The organism is Sphingomonas vulcanisoli, assembly GCF_011761305.1.
Taxonomy (GTDB): domain Bacteria; phylum Pseudomonadota; class Alphaproteobacteria; order Sphingomonadales; family Sphingomonadaceae; genus Sphingomonas_I; species Sphingomonas_I vulcanisoli.
On sequence record NZ_JAAOZC010000011.1, the window covers coordinates 18,542 to 34,951 of the forward strand.

Genomic DNA, 16,410 nt, shown 5'->3' on the forward strand with positions numbered 1-16,410 from the left:
TATTGATTGCAGCCTCGGCTGGAGGAGAAGAGTGGTCAGGCGGTCGGGCTAGTTATCACCGATCTGGGGCGCGCTGCTCTCGATACAATCGAAACCGAGATCGGGGACGTGGGCCCGGCGGCCAGCAAGATCGGCCATGTCATCAAGCGGCTACGCTCGCCGGAGGGCATCAGCCTTGCCGAGATCAGCATTGCGACCGGATGGCAACCGCACAGCGCGCGCGCCGCGCTGACGACGCTGCGCAAGACGGGCTTCTGCATCGACCGGGCGCCCGATGATGGCGGCAACGGTTCGCGCTACTGGATCGCTGAGGAGGCCGCCCGATGAGCCGCGCCCCTACTTTCTCCGCAGCACCAAAGGGTGCGCGCCTCGCAACATCCCTGATCGCAGCCCAACTTGAGCTGAGGGCACCCACCAAGAACCGCAGCGTCAGCGTCCGCAGCGGTCGCGAAAATTACGACTTTGCCTATGCCTCCCTGAATTCGATCATTGAGCAGGTGCTGCGACCCGTGCTGCCGGCGCACGGGCTCTGGTTTCTTCAGTACACCCAGCATGGCGATGGTGGTCACGCTATGGTGACGGAGATCATCCACACCAGCGGCGAGATCAGGCTCTGCCCGGTGGCGATGCCTGATCTGCCCAGCAATCCCCACGAGGCGGGGTCGCTTATCAGCTACTTCAAGCGTTACGCGCTTTGCGCTGCCTTTGAATTAGTCGCCGAGGATGATGATGACGCGCAGCTCTTCAATCAGATCCACGGCCTGATTACCGAGCAGCAGGTGCAAGAGCTCGAAGCTTTGGTGGAATCGCCCGCCGAGCTGGAGCGGCTCTGCCGCTATACTAAAGTAGCATCGCTCGATGCGCTTCCCGCCGCCCGGTTCGCCGTGCTCGCTCCGCTCTTCAGGTCCGGAGCGCCACGTGATGGCAAAGCAGATCGAACAGCGCTCGCCCGAATGGTTTGCCCAGCGCTGCGGCAAGGCGACGGCATCTCGCGTCGCCGACATCACCGCCCGCACCAAGACCGGCTGGGGCGCATCCCGAGTCAATTATGCCGCCAGCTTGTCGCCGACGGCTCACGGGCATTGTTGAGGAGAGCTTTCAATCGCCCGCCATGCGATGGGGCAACGAAACCAAGGCCGAGGCTCGGGATGCCTATCGCTCCTATCGCGGTGTCGAGGCTGAGGGAGGTTGGCTTCGTCGATCACCCTTCCCTGCCCTTCTCCGGCGCCTCACCCGATGGCCTTGTTGGTGATGACGGGCTGGTCGAGATCAAATGTCCCAACACCGCCACACATATCGCGACGTTGCTGGGTCAGTCGCTGCCCGGCAAATATGTGGCACAGATCCAGTGGCAGCTTGCCTGCACCGGTCGAGCCTGGTGTGACTTTGTGTCCTACGATCCCAAGCTGCCCGAGGGCGCCCGCCTCTTCGTGGTCCGTGTCCATCGTGACGAACCACGCATCGCCGAGCTGACTGCCAAGGTCGCGGTCTTTTTGGCCGAGATCGAGGGCACTCTTGGTCGGATCAACGAAATATCCGGAATGCTTCTCCAGTGTGGGGAGGCAGCCTAATGGCTGCCTCACCTACTCTGCCCAAGCGGATCGATCGGCGGCGCTGCCGCCGTTCAAGGCTTGTAAAAGTGTGAATTCAACTCTGCGGCTTTATACGCAGCTAGATATCAACTGATGACCGCTGTCCCAAGTCTAGGAGTCTAACGAGCCGAAGATTATAAAACATGCACGAATGGGGATTTACCCGATCCGGATGTTCAATAACCTCACTCAGAGGAATGGCATCCGGAAATACGAAGTCTAAACAGATAATCCCTGGGTAGTTTGGCAGAGCTTCAACCGGCACTACAATCGTAACAAGTTTTGACTCTGGCAAGAGCGTTGATCTCGACTGGTGATTTGGGACGCTTATGGTTACCCTCTGACCCAGGACACCGCTCTCTGGTACCCGAAGAGGATCAATGAGCATTTCAACCCCAATATTCGAATTACCACCAGCATATGCGTCGGCTCGGAGAGCAATAAGAGAACGCTGACTTATCTGGAACATCAGCCTGGAAGTTCTTGAAATAGACCACGATAGACCCTCAGCCTGAGGTTCCCCAAATCCAGATGCCAAAGCATTAACACCCGTTCCGCCTAGCCCAAATTCCACTCTAGATTCAATGTCAAGAGAAGGCATCTCGGTAAGGAGTATACTTTGAATCATAAAGGGAATTGGATTGGGATTAAAAGAGCGACCCTGCTCTTCAATGATTTCACTAACGGACTGAATCTCAATATCAAAAGGTATAATCCCGCTACGACGATCTTCGGAACGGATAGGTAATGCGATTGTTGATTCCCTAAAGCCTCGTCCAATTTGATATGAAAATGATTTTCCAGAGTCTCCTACTTTAACTTTAACTAGGACACCATTACTTACTCCGGCATCGTGCAGATAAGGAGTAAGGTTGATTTTGCAGATGAGTGTCATACCCGGCGGTACGTCAACTGGAAGATTAAATGATATCCTCCAGCTAGTTCCGCCATAGACATTGGTTTGCTCGCCAGCGGAAAACTTTGCTCCAACGGCAATCAAGCCTTGAAGAAAATAATTCCATGGCACGTTAATCTTGCAAACATACTGCTCTATTAGTGACTTATCCTCCGATCTTATACTCGACCGATCTTTCCTATTAACAAAACCCTTGGCTTCATAAAGTATTCGATCGATCTCTGTTTTCTTTTCGATAAGCTCAATTATATCTCTCGGAATACCACTTCTACGATCGACGCCGTGTCGAAGGGGTGCTACCGAAGCATTAGTAAAGCCATGGGCAGCGTTATTGAGATCAATAAAGCCGAAGCGCTCTTCTAAGAAATGATGTGTTTCCTCGACATTTTCTGTTTGGCCTACAAACAAAAAAAGCTTTTCGAGATTGCGCAATGCTTGAGGAAGCAGTGCCTCAGGACTACCGACTAACTGCTCCGGGTCGGCGTGCGCGTTCATATTAGACCGGTTCATAGCCAGCGTTGCCAGCTCATAAGTCTGATGATTTAGATGATCAAAAACCTCTACATAATCCCTGAGGGATTCAAGAAGTTCCTCCTCTTTAATTTGATGTGCGTTTAATCCGCGCGTCCAGTAGAACTCGGAAATGATGTGCGCCACGGGCTCTCGCAAAATCGTGAAATACGCCACCGGCTCATCGACAAGAGTATGGAGGCCAAGTGCAGAATGGGAGTGGAACAACAAATTAGAATGCGAAATTATACTATCAACTTCCCCGACAACATTTTGACTATTTACGTCTATACACGCAAGGTTCCAGTGAGCCGCCGGTCCTACCTCGCCCATGCGACGTAGCAGCGCCGCGCCTCCAGTGCGTGTGATGTGATGATAACCGATTATATTAGTTGACTGCATACCGACCTATCAATGCAGGAGTGGATTGCCCTCCCGTCCGCGAAAGGGAATAACAGCGCCGACACGTAATGCAATTGCCGCTCAGGCCGTCGCGTCTGAGAATAGGTGGTTTCGACCGCGCCCGAGAAGCTTTTTCCTCGTGGAGCGCTAAGGGTTGATACTCTTCTGGCACAAGTTATCTTCGGCTATACCGTCGATACTTAATAGAAGATTCCGAAAGTCGTTGAGGCAAGCCCTACGCGTTCCCTGTTTTGGTTAGGTGCGAACAGCGCCGAAAGACCGTCAGGCCAGAGGCGTTGACGGTCCCCCGGTTTCTCATCCGGGCGCGATGCGAGCTTTCGGCCTGTATCCGCCGGGATTAATCCCGGCGGATACAGCATATTCGGCTGGCGTCAGCCAGCCAAGAGCCGTGTGAGGTCGGCTCTCGTTATAGTCCCGTCGCCAGGCCTCGATCTTGACCCGTGCATCTGCCAGCGAGAGGAACCAGTGGCTGTTCAGGCACTCGTCGCGCAGGCGGCCATTGAACGACTCCACGAAGGCGTTGTCAGTCGGCTTGCCCGGCCGCGAGAAGTCGAGCGTGACGCCGTTCTCATAGCCCACCGGTCGAGCGCTTTCGAGATAAGTTCCGGCCCGTTGTCCACTCGGATGGTCTTCGGCGCACCGCGGACCGCCGTGATCCGCGCCATCGCGGCAACCACCTGCCCACCCTTGATGCCCTGGTCGACGTCGATTGCCAGAGCCTCGCGCGTCAAGGCGTCGACCACCGTCAGCGCCCGCAGACGGCGACCATCGAACAGCGCGTCCGAGACAAAGTCCATCGACCACATCTCGTTGGGCGCTGACGTTGCCGGCTGGCGCTCGCGGTTCCGCGACCAGCTGCTTGAGCTTGCGGTTCTCGTCCTCGAGCTGCTTCACCCGGCGCAACTCACCCACGCCAAGCCCACCGTACACCTTCTTCCAACGATAGAAGGTCTGCTCCGAAACGCCCATCCGGCGGATGACCTCGGCGACCGGCGTGCCCGTCTCCGCCTGCTTCAGCGCGAACGCAATCTGCTCTTCCGTGTAGCGCGTCTTCTTCACGTCCCAGCTCCTTGCCCGCAGGCTTCAAAGGGCCGGAAAACTCTCACTCACCACGGATGAAAAAAACAGGGAGGACGTCAAATCGCGATGATCTGCTCTTCGCTGAACCTGCTGCGCTTCATTCCGTCCGACTCCTTGTGTCGGACTCTACTCAAAAATCGGTCACATTCCAGGGGCGCACGTCAACGGGGGGCAAGCCGCACTGGGGAAGGTTTCTATCGACGCAGTAGATGACCTCATGAAGCCTCCCTTTGGTCGACGTCGTCGAGCATCCCTGCATCTTGACGTTTCTCTAATCTCTGCGCAGTCGTGGAACGATGTATCGGCTGACTGCTCTTGCGGAGGTCGGCGCGAGCATATCCTGGGGTTAAGATGCACGACAGCGCGTTCAAAACGGGACAGCTTTTTCTTCAGCTTTATGCTGCCTCGCGCGGCGGCAAAGTTGTAGAAATTGGATCTTATGATGTTAACGGTGGCTTCCGGTCAGTGGCACCACCCGACATAGTCTATATTGGTCTCGATATAGCAGAGGGACACGGCGTGGACATCGTTGTTCGTCCTGGCGAGCCGCTGCCAATGGAAACTGGGTATTGCGATGCGATCCTAGCGAGCTCAGTTTTCGAGCATGATCCTAAGTTCTGGTATACTTTCGAAGAGATGTGCCGTGTTACCTCACCGGGCGGCTTTGTTTATCTGAACGTGCCAGCCGGGGGGGCGCTGCATCGCTTTCCTTATGACTGCTGGCGATTCTATCCAGATGCGGGGTTGGCGCTAGAACAATTGTCTGCTGGCACAGCATATCCGGTGTGCCTTGTAGAATCATTCACCACCGAGCGGATCGCCGATCAGTGGAATGACTTCGTGGCCGTTTTTCAGAGAGACGGCGGCGCGGAGCCGCCTGTCGAGCGAATTCACAAATTTGTGAATTATCGTAACCTATATACCAACGCAAGGCATGATGTGCTTTCCTTGGAAGTACTGCCGGAAGACATGCGAATGTCGGATCATTGGCACGCCACATCGATTGAGTGGCATCACAAGACTAATATTGCCGAGGCTGAACTGGGTAGAGCTCGTAAGGAGGCCGAGGCACAGCACCACCGTGCCAATATTGCCGAGGCTGAACTAGGTAACTCTCAGAGAGAAGCTGAAGCGCAGCACCATCGTGCCAATATTGCCGGAGTCGAGCTGCAAACCGAACGGGCGCGTAGGGAGGAATGTGAGGAAACACTTGTTAAGCTTAGAGAAGAACTGCGCCTTGAAAAATCGAGGGGCCTCGGTAGCATATTATGGAAAGAAATACTTCGTTTGGCGAAGGCAGCTAACCGTCTGAGAGGCACTTGATGTTTCAACAGGCGTAGGGTCAGGACCCATTGAAATGAGAGGCGCGATCTGACTCAGGCTCCTTGATGAGACTAGACGTGAGCGACCTATATTTGCTGACGGACGAGCGAATGGCGCGGCTTAAACCGTACTTTCCCAAGAGACATGGCAAGCATCGGGTCGCCGATCGACGGGTGTTGAGCGGCATCGTTTTTCGTCAATCGCAATGGGCTGCGCTGGCGCGATGCGTCAAAGAATGTGCCGCACAAGACGCTTTACAGCCGGTGGAAGCCGGGGGCGGCGAGATGGGCGTTTTCGAGCAGATGCTGGAAGAGTTGTCCGCTGTTGATGCCGAGCGCAAGATGGTCATGATCGAGCAACGTGCCTGACGGCGCACCGCACGGCATAAAGCCTTCGGGTAAAAGAGGCGGTCTTGGACGGCTGATGGCCGGATGAACGGCGGCACGACACCAAGCTTCACGCCGTCACCGATGCAAACGGCCACCCGCTCAGCTTCCTAATGACCGCAGGCCAGGTCAGCGACTATATCGGCTCCGCAGCGCTGCTGGAGAATCTACCCAAAGCGCAATGGATGCTCGCCGATCGCAGATATGATGCTGACTGGTTCAGGGATGCGCTTCAGGAGAAGGATATCAAATCCTGCATTCCCGGGCGGAAATCTCGCCTGGAGACTATCAGATATGACGAACGCCGATACAGGCGGCGCAACCGCATCGAGATCATGTTCGGCCGATTAAAGGATGGCGGAGAAGAAGACGGTTGGGCCCGATCGTAGCGGGTGGCAGCGCGGCGCCAGTCGCCCTCGCCGCCCCTGCCATCTTCTGGCTATGACCAATTAGTCGTACCCCTAAATACCCCTAGGCGGCGTGGACAAATTTGAGCCAGTATCTGGCGGCGGCGATATGGATCATGCTGAGGAAGCTTTCGGCGAGCTGGTCGTAGCGGGTTGCGATGGCGCGGTTGATTTTAAGGCGGCCGAAGAAGCGTTCGATATGATTGCGTTCCTTATAGAGCGCCCGGTCGTGTTCGATCTTGATCCGGCGGTTTGAACGGCCCGGAATGACGGCCAGGATGTTGCGGCGGTCAAGGTCGGCTCGGATGGCGTCGGCGTCATATCCCTTGTCCGCCAGGAGCGCCTTTGGCGCCTTCTCCGGCAGGGCGATCAGCGTGTCATAGGCCTTGCAATCGGCCGCTTCGCCGACTGTCAGGTGGAAGGCGAGCGGTCGTCCTCTGGCATCAGCCAGACAGTGAAGTTTACTGGTGAACCCGCCCCGCGAGCGGCCAAGAGCGCGTCGATGAGCCCCCCTTTTCCGCCCGCTGCCGAGACGTGGGCGCGAACGGTGGTGCTATCGATACTGTAATGGTCGCTGTCCGCCATCATCTCGGCCAGCGTGACCGATACGGCCTCCCAGACCCCGGTTTCGCTCCAGCGCCGAAACCGCCGGTAGACCGTGTTCCAGTTGCCGTATTTGGGCGGCACGTCGCGCCACGGCGTGCCGCAGCGCAGCCGCCAGAGGATACCGTTGATGATCGAACGATTCTCTTCGGGCGGTCGCCCAGGCCCACGGTTCGCTGCATCAATCGGCAGCAACCCCCTCAAAACACGCCATTCAGCTTCGCTCAGATCGCCCCGGCTCAAACCCGCCTCCAAAAGGAAGCCTTGAATCAACCACCGAATCTCGCGTCAACCAATTTGTCCACGCCGCCTAGACTACGGTGCTCATCAGCTACAACATAAATCTTATTCTTGTTCCGCGATCGTCGTCGCCTACCGGTCTCCTTCGAAACGAATCTAGCGAAGAAGTCCGGGCGATCGCATTCTCCCGCCTTGCCCTATTTACGAGGTTCCGATAGCTCTCAACGACTATCGCCTAAGCGGGAGTAAGGGGTGGAGTATCGGGTGAATCAATCGCACCATAAGTTTCGTGGTTCTGCTGGTGGTGAATATGAGCCGATCGCCATTATTGGCGCCGCCTGCCGCCTGCCTGGCGCTCCCGATCTTGAAAGCTTTTGGCGGTTGCTGCTCGATGGCGTCGATGCCGTTACCGAAATCCCCGATGCGCGCTGGAACAAGGCGCAGCTTTATCATCCAGAGCGGGGGCAAAAGGGCAAGTCCTACACTTTCGCCGCGGGTATCATTGATGACGTGAAGAGCTTCGACGCGGGTTTTTTCGGAATGAGTCCGCGCGAAGCGGTACAGACCGACCCGCAGCAGCGTTTGGCGCTCGAACTGGCGTATGAAGCGCTTGAAGATGCGGGTTTGGATGCCGCCAGTCTGGCGGGCGAGAAGGTTGGCGTTTTCGTCGGCGGATCGTCTTGGGATTATCTCAATCTCCACGTCGGCGATCCGTCAGTGATTGACGCTTATTCGATGATCGGCGCTACGCTGTGCAGCCTTGCCAACCGTGTTTCCTACATCTTCGATTTCCGCGGGCCGAGTTTCACGGTTGATACCGCCTGCTCTTCCTCGGTCGTCGCGCTGCATCAGGCGTGTGAAGGGATTCGCGCGGGGCAGATGCCGATGGCGATGGTGGGCGGCATCAGCCTGTTGCTGTCGCCACAGAGCTTCGTCGGCTTCTCGGCTGCCTCGATGCTCAGCCCGCGCGGGCGATGTCATGCCTTCGATGCGCGGGCGGATGGCTACGTTCGAGCCGAGGGTGGCGGCTTCATTGTCCTCAAGCCCCTTGGCCAGGCGCTCACGGACGGGGATTCGATCCGTGCGGTGATCCGCGGTACGGGCGTGAATTCAGACGGTCACACGACCGGTCTTTCGCTCCCGAATAAGGAAGCGCAGATTGCGCTGCTTGAAGAGGTCTACGATCGGTTCGGATTGGATCCCGCCGATCTCTGCTATCTGGAGGCGCACGGCACGGGCACCCCCGCCGGTGATCCGATCGAAACGGGTGCACTGGGCGCGGCCTTAGGGCAGAGGCGTGAGGCCAAACTGCTGATCGGATCGGTCAAGACCAACGTCGGGCATCTGGAGGCCGCCAGCGGCATGGCCGGCCTGATGAAGGCGCTCTTGGTGGCACAGGGCGGCGTTATACCCGCTTCGCTTCATCTACAGAATCACAACCCTGACATTCCCTTCAACGCACTCAATCTGGAAGTAGTCCGCACTATGCGGGCGGTGGCGCCCGGCAGCGGGCCGCTGATCGGACTCAACAGCTTCGGCTTCGGCGGCACCAACGCGCATGCCGTGCTGGAATCGCCTCCATCTCCGCTTTATCCGGCGGATAGGGAGTATACGGGTAAACTGCCGCCCCTCCTGCTTTCGGCGCGGTCCGACGCTGCGTTAAGGACGCTAGCTGCCCAATGGCAGGCGATCGTAGAGCACGAACAGGATGATCTGGCCGGTCGTATCCGGTCGGCCGCGCTGCGCCGTCAGCAGTTCGAACGCCGCCTAACTATTCCGGCCAGCGACGCTGCCGCTCTGAGCAACACACTCGGCACCTTCGTGGTTGAGGGCAGGGATGCGCTGGCCATCACCGATACGGCGGTCACGGGCAAGACCGCCTTCATCTTTTCCGGTAACGGCGGCCAGTGGGCCGGCATGGCGCAGGATGCCCTGACGCTGAGCCCCAGTTTCGCCGAGGCGCTGGCCGAAGTTGAGGCGGTGCTGACGCCCGAACTCGGCTGGTCCGTCACGCAAGCCTTGCTAGAACCCGACGCCGAACAGCTCCGCAATACGGCCGTCGCACAGCCCCTGCTCTTCGCCACTCAGGTCGCGATGGTGATGGCCTTACGCGCGCAGGGCGTCGCCGCCGACTATTGCATGGGGCATAGCGTTGGCGAGGTCGCTGCGGCCTGGGCTTCCGGCGCACTCGATCTGCAGAGCGCCACTCGCGTGATCGCAGCGCGCAGCCGCAATCAACAGACCCAGCATGGCTCCGGCCGCATGGCGGTGCTGGGTCTGGGGGCTAAGCAAGCGGCGGCAGTGCTTACGCAACCTCCGCTCAATAACGCGTTGCTCGCGGTAGCCGCCCATAATAGCGCGCAGGGCGTCACGGTCGCGGGCTCTGCGGAAGCGGTGGATCTGCTGGAGACCGAGGCCAAGGAGCACGGCTGGCGCTTCACCCGGCTCGATCTCGATTATGCCTTTCATAGCCCGCTGATGGATCCGATCGCCAGTCAGCTGGCACAGGATCTTGAAGGACTTGAGCCGCAAGACGGCAAAGGCTTCGTCTCGACCGTTACGGGCGATGCACTCAACGGCGCCAAGCTAGATGCACAGTATTGGTGGCGCAATATCCGCGAGCCCGTCCTCTTCGCCGAAGCGGCGGAAAAACTCGTCGCCAACGGCGTCCGCATTTTCATCGAGGTCGGCCCGCATCCCGTAGTGCGCTCCTATCTGGCCGAGGCGCTGCGCGGTGCCGATGCCGATGGCCGCGTGGTACCGACGCTTCAGCGCCGTCCGGCCCCTTCCGATCCGATCAAGTTGATCGCCGCGCGCTGGCATGCGGCAGGCGGCGATATTCGCGGATCGGCCGATTTTGCCGGGCCGACGAGCCCGCTCGGTCTGCCTCGCTATCCCTGGCAGCGCGAGGTTTTCTGGCTGCCGCGCACTACCGAAGCTTCGGACTATTTCATCAGGCCTTATGATCATCCGCTGCTCGGCCTCCGCAGCCATGAGGGCAGCGACGAGTGGCTACAGCATATCGGGCTTGCGCTTCAGCCTTGGCTCGCGGATCATGTCGTAGGCGGCACGGCGGTCGTCCCGGCCGCGGCGCTAATCGATATGGGCCTCGCCGCCACCCGCGTCAAATTTCCGGGCGCCTCCGCGCTTGAGATGTTCGATGTCGAGATTGGTCGGGCTCTGGTGCTGGAGCCGGGAGTAATCCGTGAAACCATGCTGAGGATCGGGTCGCCGCAGGGCGATTTCGAAATCCGGTCGCGCCCGCGCCTCAGCGACGATGGCTGGACCGTTCACGTCAAAGGCCGGATCGCCGCTGGCGAAAGCACCATGCCCGCGCGTCCGTTCGACGTGCCGCAGGCGCCGATCGGTCGCTTCGCCAGCAAAACGCTATATGATCTCGCCAGCGCGATGGGCCTCGATTACGGCCCCGCCTTCCGCGGCGTCACTGATATCGATCTGTTTGGCGACGATCAGGCCACGGCGCATCTCCAGAGCCCCGGCCTCATTTCCAGCGGTTTCCTGCTTCCCCCCGATCTGCTCGACGGCGCGCTGCAGGGCCTACTGAGCCTCGCGGCCGAGCGGCTCGGATCGGGAAGCGGCGTGATGCCGTGGCGTTTTGGCCGCATTCGCCTGTTGAATCCAGAGGGAGGTACGCCGGCGCTGGCTAGATTGCGGCTTACGCGGATTGGCCCGCGCTCGGTGCGCGCCGATGTGCTGCTGCTCGACGTTTCCGACACACCGATTGCCGAACTCAGCGATTGCTGGTTCGTCCGGGTTACACTTGCGGGCGGCACCTCCCCGGACGATCTCTTCTTCTACCCGGCAAAAGCGCTGACCGCGTCGGCCACCGATGCAGTTATCGTGATTTCGTCGGAGGATTTGCTCGGCCCGAAAGATTTGGACGCAAAACCCAGTGAAGCCGCACTGCTCGCCGATGGATTTGCGGCGATCGCTGCCCTGGAAGCACTACGCACCACCACGGACGACCGCACAGTCGAACCGCGAAACACGAAAGCGGCGGCCCGCCCGTTGGTCGAAACGCTGCTCGGCTGGCTGCAGGCCGACGGCATGGCGGAGGGAAATCGTCTCAGCGACGAGGATCTGCCGTCTGCAAGTGCCATTCTCCAGACCATCCTGGCGGAGCAGCCCGCCGCCATCGCCGAGGTCACTTTGCTGGCGCAGGCGGCTGCCGAGCTTCCCGCGCTGTTGCGCCAGGGGCCTGAGGCGCGCGGCACGCGCGCCGCGGCGCTACTCGATCAACTGCGATACGATGCGCCGAGCGCCCGCGCCGCATCCGATGCATTGCTCGCCGCGCTCGATCGGCTGCTGGACGCATGGCCGCAAGAGCGTCCGCTCCGTATTCTGGAACTCGATGCGGCGCGCGGTGCATTCACGCGCCGCCTGTTGCGGGCGCTCGACGGCCGCGCTTTCTCGATCGCCGCCCTCACTAATGCCGATGATCAACCGGTCTTGGAAGCCATGCTGGCAAATGAGCCGGGCACTAGCGCGATCGTAGCGCGGGATCTGGCGGAGGCCGGGCTATTCGATCTGGTGATCGGCCTGCTGCCCGAAGCGCCGCCCGCCGTGGCCGAAGCCCTTCCTCAAAGCCTCGCCCAAGGCGCGATGCTGTTGCTGGCCGAGGCGTGCCCGAGCCGTTTCTCGTTCCTTGTGAAACCCGACGTCGGCGGCGCTCCAACTGACCCGCTGCTCTCGGCGTTCTCTCATCCGCTCCGACACGCACAGCACATCGGGCTGCTGCCGATGGAAATCGTCGCGGCCACGGCCAAGGGTACGCCGATTGCCGCAGCAGCCACGATCACGCGGATCCAACTCGTAGGCAACTCCCCCGATATCGCCGCCGCGCTGGAGGCGACAGGGATCGCCATCCTCCATTCTACGCGGCAGGAATTCGATGCATCGCCGCTCGATCCAGAAACCCCCGTTCTGATCGCGCTGGATAGCCTGGGGCTATCGCTGCCCGAACAGCTCGCACTAGTAGCCCGCCTGCCCGAACGGCTGGAAGACGATATGTTCGCCGATGTCACGCTCGTCGTCAGCGCCGGCGTCGAAGCCGCTGCCATCATGGGTGTACGCCGGGCGATGGCGAACGAGGCGCCGAATCTGCACTGCCGACTAATAGAAATTGCAGGGAAGATCTCTCCCGAGCGGCTCGCCGCCGAGCTGCTCCGCTCGGATGCAGAGCAGGAGATTGCGCTTTCTGCTTCGTGCCGTGCCGTTGCGCGCGTCCGCCGCGGCCTACCTCGAAGGCAGCGCCGGAGCAGAGAGACGCTGCGGCTCGCGATCAGCCGCCCGGGGCTGCTCGACTCCCTGGAATGGGGCGAGGCGACGCCGCGCGAGCCGGGTGCTGGGGAGCTTGCGATCCGGGTGGAGGCTTCCGGCCTTAACTTCCGCGACGTGATGTGGGCGATGGGGCTCTTGCCGGACGAGGCTCTTCTGGACGGCTTTGCGGGCGCGACCCTCGGCCTCGAATGCGCGGGCGTCGTGACGGCGGTGGGCAAGGATGTGGCGGGCTTCACGCCCGGCGATCGCGTCATGGCGTTCGCGCCAGCCTCACTCTCCACCCATACCGTCACCGCCGCGCACGCGGTAATGCGGATACCCCGCGGCATGGAATTCGCTGCGGCCGCCACGGTGCCGGTGGCCTTCCTGACCGTCGCTTATGCCGTCGGCCATCTCGGTCGTCTGTCGCGTGACGAGACCATCTTGATCCACGGCGGCGCGGGCGGCGTCGGCCTCGCGGCGATCCAATATGCCAATCACCGCGGCGCGCGCGTCTTCGCCACCGCCGGCTCGCCCGCCAAGCGCGCCTTGCTCGAAAGCCTGGGCGTCGATGCCGTGCTCGACAGCCGCAGTCTCGCATTTGCCGACGAGGTGATGCAGCTTACCGAAGGCGAAGGCGTTGACATCGTGCTCAACAGCCTTGCCGGCGAAGCCATGCAGCGCAGCCTGGCGCTGGTGAAGCCTTTCGGGCGTTTCTTGGAGCTTGGTAAGCGTGATTTCTACGAAAATACGCCGATCGGCCTTCGTCCTTTCCGCCACAACGTCACTTATTTCGGGATCGACGCCGATCAGCTGCCGCTGAAGCGTCCCGCGCTCGCCGCCGAACTGTTCGCGGAGATCAGCGGGCTGATGGGGGCGGGCGTGTTGCGGCCCCTGCCCTATCGCCAGTTCGATTATGCCGATGTCGGAGATGCCTTCCGCCTGATGCAGGTCTCGGGCCATATCGGCAAGATCGTGCTGGCGCCCGGCAAGGCGCTGCCGGCCAACCAAAGCGCGGCGCCCGATCTCAAGCTGGCGTCGGACGGCGCCTATATCGTGATCGGTGGACTCAATGGCTTCGGCCTCGAGGCGGCGCGCTGGCTCGCCGGCCGTGGCGGAGGCCAGCTTGCGCTGCTCGGTCGCCGGGGCCAGTCAACGCCCGGTGCAGCGGAGGCGATCGAGGAGCTCAAGGCGCTCGGTGCCGAAGCCCGCGCCTATGCCGTCGACGTCGCCGACGAAACCGCGCTTGCCGACGCGCTGGACGCGATCCGCGCCGCTCAAGGCGCTATCCGGGGCGTGGTCCATGCCGCCGTGGCAATGGACGATGCGCTGCTTGCCCAACTCGACGCCGATCGTTTCGCAAGCGCCCTCGCCCCTAAGCTGCAGGGTGCCGAAGCGCTCGATCGACTTACTAGGGCCGATCCGATCGACCTTTTCCTGCTCTTCTCCTCGGTCACCACGCCGATCGGCAACCCCGGCCAGGGCAATTATGTCGCTGCCAATGCCGCGATCGAGGCGTTGGCGGTACGGCGCCATACGGAGGGCCTTCCCGCGCTCGCCGTGCAATGGGGCCCAATCAGTGATGCCGGCTATCTGGCACGCGAGACAGGCGTGCGCGATCTGCTAAGCCGCCAGCTCGGCAGCGCGCATCTCACCGCCAAGCAGGCGCTCGACGCACTTCCAACGCTGCTCGCCTCCGGCCTGCCTGTTGCGGGCTATGCCACGGTCCGCTGGGCGACGATCGCGCGCAGCCTGCCGCTGCTCGCCAGCCCGCTCTTCGCCGACATGAAGTTCGCCGCCGGCGGAGAGGCTACCGAAGTCGATCTACGGGAACTGCTCGCCCATTGCACGCCCGACGAAGCGCGCCAACGGACGACCGCCATGTTAATCGACGAGGTTGCGCGGATCATGAAGCTCGCCCCCGATCGGATCGATGTGCAGCGCCCGCTGACCGAACTCGGCATGGACAGTCTGATGGCGGTGGAGCTTCGTCTCGCGGTCGAGCAGCGCTTCGGCGTGACTGTGCCCGTGCTTGCACTGTCCGAAGGTGCGACCCTTTCGGCAATGGCCGGGCGCATCCTTCGCAGCCTGGGCAGCGAGGAAGACGCGCCATTCAGTGCGACCGATCAGATGATCGAACGTTTGGCTAAACATGAAGGCGTCACTCTGTCCAAGTCATCCTCCCTCGACGGCGCGGGCGATTCTCAGAATGCTCCAGATCAGCGCGCTTTCGCGGCAGCCGCCGCGGCTTCGCCTTAATTACGCCTCGACAAAAATGCATCGCGGTAGGGAATGAGCGACTCTTTCGGACTTTCCTGCGAAGCCAAGGCCAAGCTGCTGGCCCGCATGGCCGCGCGTGCGCCCGGTGCCTTGGAAGCCAGAGTTCCTGAGCCCAAGGCTGCGCTCGGTCGCAGCGAAGTGATCGACGATCTTGCGATGGTTCGCCGCGCGGGCGAGGCGCTCCAGATCGACAACCCCTATTTTCGTGCACACGAAGGCATCGCTGGCGCCACTACGGTCATTGATGGGCGCACTTACGACAATTTCGTTTCCTACAATTACCTGGGCCTCAACGGCGATCCGCGAGTCAATCAGGCCGCCAAGGACGCGATCGACCGTTACGGCACCTCGGTCTCGGCCAGCCGTATCGTCTCTGGTGAACGACTGATCCACCGCGAACTCGAACGTGCTCTGGCTGATGTCTATGAAGCAGAAGACTGTGTCACGATGGTCTCAGGCCATGCGACCAATGTCACGGTAATCGGCCACCTCGTCGACCGCAACGATCTCGTGGTTCACGATGCTTTGAGCCATAATAGCATCGTCCAAGGTGCCTTGATGAGCGGCGCCCGCCGCGTCGTTTTTCCACACAATGATCTGGCAGAACTCGATCGCATGCTCGCACAAATACGCTCCACAGCGGAGCGGGCGCTGATCGTCGTCGAAGGGCATTACAGCATGGACGGCGATGTTCCGGATCTGCCGCGCCTGATCGAAATTGCTAATCGCCATCGCGCGCATCTGATGGTCGACGAAGCGCACTCTCTGGGCGTTCTCGGCCCGCGTGGTCTCGGCATCGCCGAACATTGGAGGGTCGACCCGCGCGAGGTCGATGTTTGGATGGGAACACTGAGCAAGACGCTCTCTGGATGTGGCGGCTATATCGCCGGCCCGGCGGCACTGATCGACTATCTAAAGTGTTCAGCGCCGGGTTTCGTCTATTCGGTCGGTCTGCCGCCGCCGATTGCAGCCGCCGCACTGGAAAGCCTCTCCATCCTGCTAGCGGAGCCGGAGCGGGTGGCGAAGCTTCAGGTCAACAGCCAGGCATTTCTCGCTGCACTAAAGGGCCATGGCCTTGATACAGGCGCCTCGATTGGTAGCGCGATCGTGCCAGTGATGACAGGCAGTTCGATCGTGGCCGCACGAGTAGCCGATGTCTTGTTTGGCGAAGGCGTGAACGTACAGCCCATCATCTACCCGGCAGTGCCGGAAAATGGAGCGCGGCTAAGGTTTTTCCTCTCGAATCTCCACGACAGACAGCAGACAGATCGCGTTGCAGCGGTAGTCGCTTCCTGCATCGCATTTAGCAGAGAGACGGCTATAGATCTTGCTTCGCTGGCGAGCCGGCTGGCGGCAAACTAGGAAAGGTC

The 16,410-nt window shown here is 60.5% G+C and carries 6 protein-coding genes and 3 pseudogenes; 6 read left to right on the top strand and 3 right to left on the bottom strand.

Going from position 1 to position 16,410, the window contains the following annotated elements:
- The first annotated feature begins 6 nt into the window (after positions 1-6).
- Both FHS31_RS15100 and FHS31_RS16285 read left to right on the top strand, forming a co-directional pair.
- A complete protein-coding gene (locus tag FHS31_RS15100) occupies positions 7-327 on the top strand; it encodes a DUF3489 domain-containing protein (protein ID WP_167075054.1) in 321 nt (106 codons plus the stop codon).
- Positions 324-1,571 carry an ERF family protein gene (locus tag FHS31_RS16285; protein WP_208408759.1) on the top strand — a complete coding sequence of 416 codons (1,248 nt, stop codon included), beginning with the start codon at positions 324-326 and terminating at the stop codon, positions 1,569-1,571. The genes FHS31_RS15100 and FHS31_RS16285 overlap by 4 nt, the downstream gene beginning before the upstream one ends.
- A 100-nt stretch (positions 1,572-1,671) precedes the next feature.
- Here the strand turns inward: FHS31_RS16285 and FHS31_RS15115 are convergent, their stop codons facing one another.
- Both FHS31_RS15115 and FHS31_RS15120 read right to left on the bottom strand, forming a co-directional pair.
- The gene (locus tag FHS31_RS15115) at positions 1,672-3,195 is read right to left on the bottom strand and encodes a sulfotransferase family protein (protein WP_167075056.1); all 1,524 of its coding nucleotides are present in this window, start codon (positions 3,193-3,195) and stop codon (positions 1,672-1,674) included.
- Between the two features lie 540 nt (positions 3,196-3,735).
- A pseudogene (locus tag FHS31_RS15120) lies at positions 3,736-4,500 on the bottom strand (IS3 family transposase).
- 372 nt (positions 4,501-4,872) lie between these two features.
- On the opposite strand from FHS31_RS15120, the gene FHS31_RS15125 reads away from it, so the two are divergent.
- Positions 4,873-5,844 (top strand): methyltransferase domain-containing protein, encoded by a 972-nt coding sequence (locus FHS31_RS15125; RefSeq protein WP_167075058.1) that lies wholly within the window; start codon positions 4,873-4,875, stop codon positions 5,842-5,844.
- Positions 5,845-5,921: 77 nt separating this feature from the next.
- Positions 5,922-6,675 (top strand): annotated as a pseudogene (locus FHS31_RS16530) (IS5 family transposase).
- Positions 6,676-6,701: 26 nt separating this feature from the next.
- Here FHS31_RS16530 and FHS31_RS16815 read toward each other — a convergent pair.
- Positions 6,702-7,513: pseudogene (locus FHS31_RS16815) on the bottom strand (IS5 family transposase).
- 231 nt (positions 7,514-7,744) lie between these two features.
- On the opposite strand from FHS31_RS16815, the gene FHS31_RS15140 reads away from it, so the two are divergent.
- Together FHS31_RS15140 and FHS31_RS15145 are read left to right on the top strand one after the other, a co-directional pair.
- The gene (locus tag FHS31_RS15140; protein ID WP_167075060.1) at positions 7,745-15,019 is read left to right on the top strand and encodes an SDR family NAD(P)-dependent oxidoreductase; all 7,275 of its coding nucleotides are present in this window, start codon (positions 7,745-7,747) and stop codon (positions 15,017-15,019) included.
- 33 nt (positions 15,020-15,052) lie between these two features.
- Positions 15,053-16,402 carry an aminotransferase class I/II-fold pyridoxal phosphate-dependent enzyme gene (locus tag FHS31_RS15145; RefSeq protein WP_167075062.1) on the top strand — a complete coding sequence of 450 codons (1,350 nt, stop codon included), beginning with the start codon at positions 15,053-15,055 and terminating at the stop codon, positions 16,400-16,402.
- Positions 16,403-16,410: the final 8 nt, after the last annotated feature.

What these genes read in the sequence shown, in the direction of transcription:
- FHS31_RS15145 (WP_167075062.1), top strand. Translation starts at nt 15,053, where the DNA reads ATGAGCGACTCTTTCGGACTTTCCTGCGAAGCCAAGGCCAAGCTGCTG.
- FHS31_RS15125 (WP_167075058.1), top strand. Translation starts at nt 4,873, where the DNA reads ATGCACGACAGCGCGTTCAAAACGGGACAGCTTTTTCTTCAGCTTTAT.
- FHS31_RS16285 (WP_208408759.1), top strand. Translation starts at nt 324, where the DNA reads ATGAGCCGCGCCCCTACTTTCTCCGCAGCACCAAAGGGTGCGCGCCTC.